Origin of the sequence: Chromohalobacter sp. 296-RDG, assembly GCF_029889885.1 — a bacterium.
Classification (GTDB): Bacteria; Pseudomonadota; Gammaproteobacteria; order Pseudomonadales; family Halomonadaceae; genus Chromohalobacter.
Genome location: NZ_JARANY010000143.1, coordinates 1 through 2439, shown reverse-complemented (window position 1 = coordinate 2439; position 2439 = coordinate 1). Strand labels below are relative to the sequence as shown.

The window sequence follows — 2439 nt, the reverse complement described above, 5'->3', positions numbered from 1 at the left end:
CGCTCGGTAAACGTTCGCAGCGGCGTATCGAGAAGATCCCCAACGAAGCCCTCCCCGACCGTCAGCGAGAGATGACCGGTTTCCAGCCTCTGGTAGGCATCCAGCGCCTCGCTGAAATGATCGTCGAGTGCCGCGCGTTTGCGGCAGTAATCCAGCAGCATTTGACCGACTGGCGTCGGCACTACGCCTTGACGCGAACGCTCCAGCAGCGGTGCGCCAAGCGCCTCCTCGATCAATGAAAGCTGGCGACTGACCGCCGACGGCGCAATGTCCAGCCGCGCAGCCGCCTGACGTACCGACCCCGCCTCGATCGTTACCTGGAAGTACACTAACCGCTGGTGGGGAATATCCATTGCTCATAGCCCGATCGGTTGCCTGCGGAACGCTAACCACAGTATCTCAGTGTCAGACATCGCCGTCATCGACACGTCGATGCCCGAAACGCAGGCTCCAGAAACAACAACGGCCCCGAAAGGAGCCGTCTTGTCGCGTGCAAATTGCAGGGAACAGAACGCTCGAGGACGCAGCAAGGGCGCGTAGCGGCGAGCGCCTACAACTTCCCCGCCCACGCCTGGGCCGCGTTGACCAATTGCCGATGCACGTGCGTGAATGCTTCCTCGCTCTTGCCATAGGGGTCGGAGATCTCCGGGTTGGCCAGCCAGCGCCCGAACAGCATGGTCTTGCCAAACGCCGAGGGTAGCAACTCTCCCACCGCGCGGCGTTGGCGTTCCGTCATTACCAGGACCAGGTCCACTTCGCGCAGCATCGTTTCATCAATCTGGCGTGCCGAATGTGCCGCAAGCGCCTTGGCTAGTTCGGGTTTTTCTGCCTCCGCCAACGCGCGGGAATGCGTCTCGACGCCCTCTCCCGCACGTGCGCCAAGGCCCGCCGTGGTAATCATCCGCTCGGGATACTGCTGCTGTAATAGCGCCGCCGCCACCGGGCTACGACAGATATTGCCCGTACACACCACCAGAATACGCTTGAACATCAACGCCGAGCCCCATTTCGCATTGCACAACGCCCTATCATGATGCCAAGGCTCACCAACAGGAAGATGAAAAGTCTCGCCACCCCAGCATGGGCGCGCTCATGCCTCGGCCACCAACAACAACGGCCCCGAAAGGAGCCGTCTAAAACACAGTTCATGATCAATTCGCTGCAGGTCAGTGCTTATTCTCGGAGCGCAGTCGACTCACTTCCTCAACGGCCAAACCCGTAATCTCCGCAATCAACTGGTCTTCCATCTCGGTGCGAGCGATCAGATTACGCGCGGCATTACGCTTTTCTTCCAAAGCGCGCTTCTCAGCTTCCTGAAGTCCTTCCTGAAGTCCTTCCTGGCGACCTTCTTGCCGCTCTTTCTGGGCCCAGGTCTGTAAGTTTTCTGCCAACATGTCTTTATCCTCCACCAAACTGTTGAGCCGATCCAGATTGACCTCCGCCCCGAGTCGTTGAAGGTGGCGCTTCAACCAGCGGGTGATGATCGCGTCGGTACGGTCCTTGTTCGGATCGGCCTGGATGATCGCCACGATCCGGTCCACGGCTTGCTGAAGGCTCCGGCGATCCTTGGATGCCTTCTCGACACTGAACACCCCACTCAGCGGCGTCTGTACCAAACCCAACTCTTCGTCAGTATAGCGCCCTTCATCGACCAGGTAATAGCGCAAGTGTGGTTGGTAGACCTGCAGAAAGCTCGGCGGTTCCGGGGCGATCATGCGATAGACATCCAACGGCGCCGCCCAGCGGTCCACGCCATTGTAGAGCACCACCGGAAACACCGGCGGCAGGCCTTGGCGAGGCGTGGTGACCTTCTGCTTGAGTAGCTCGCTGTAGAAGCAGGCGACATAGTGCATCAGCCGGATCGGCATGGTGCGATCCACCGAAGACTGAAACTCCAAGAGAATGTACAAATACACTTCTTGCGTCGCCCCGTTCCAGGTCACCTCGACCGACCACACCACATCTTCGATCTTCTCTTCGAACATCGGCGTGATGTAATGACCGTTGTGCTGCCTGAGCGTCGTGAAGTTCATCAGTGCAGCAATCTCGGCAGGTGCAAAGCCTTCGATCAGCTGCTGCGCGAACTCCGGGTGACTGAACAGCTCCTTGTAGCCAGTATCGTGATGTTGACTCGCCATACGCGCTCCTGTCTCGATCCAGGAAGACTACCGCGTTGCGGGCACCTGCGACAGGGACTATCGCGAATAAATTTACTCCCGCTAATATACTCTCACAACCTGGGTGGGCGCCATGCCCCGGCTGCGTTGACCAATTGCCGGTGTACGTGGCTATTTGCACAACGCCCTATCGAGAGGCCAAGACCCTGCGACGGGATTTATGCAGCGTTTCTCTAGACACAGGCGCTGGCCGGGCCGGCGCAAAACTGGCAGGCGTCATAAAAACCGAATAAGCCGCCATGCTACCATCCGGCTTCACACC

3 protein-coding genes are annotated in these 2439 nt (G+C 58.9%); all 3 read right to left on the bottom strand.

Annotation, left to right across the window (positions count from 1 at the left end):
• Positions 1-353 (bottom strand): LysR family transcriptional regulator (locus OP495_RS17190; protein WP_280570966.1); only part of this gene is annotated, 353 nt, incomplete at its 3' end.
• A gap of 197 nt (positions 354-550) precedes the next feature.
• A complete protein-coding gene (locus OP495_RS17185) occupies positions 551-1021 on the bottom strand; it encodes a low molecular weight protein-tyrosine-phosphatase (RefSeq protein WP_348521326.1) in 471 nt (156 codons plus the stop codon).
• A gap of 145 nt (positions 1022-1166) precedes the next feature.
• Positions 1167-2138, bottom strand: a complete 972-nt coding sequence (locus tag OP495_RS17180) for an Rpn family recombination-promoting nuclease/putative transposase (RefSeq protein WP_280570964.1) — start codon at positions 2136-2138, stop codon at positions 1167-1169.
• Between the last annotated feature and the right edge of the window lie 301 nt (positions 2139-2439).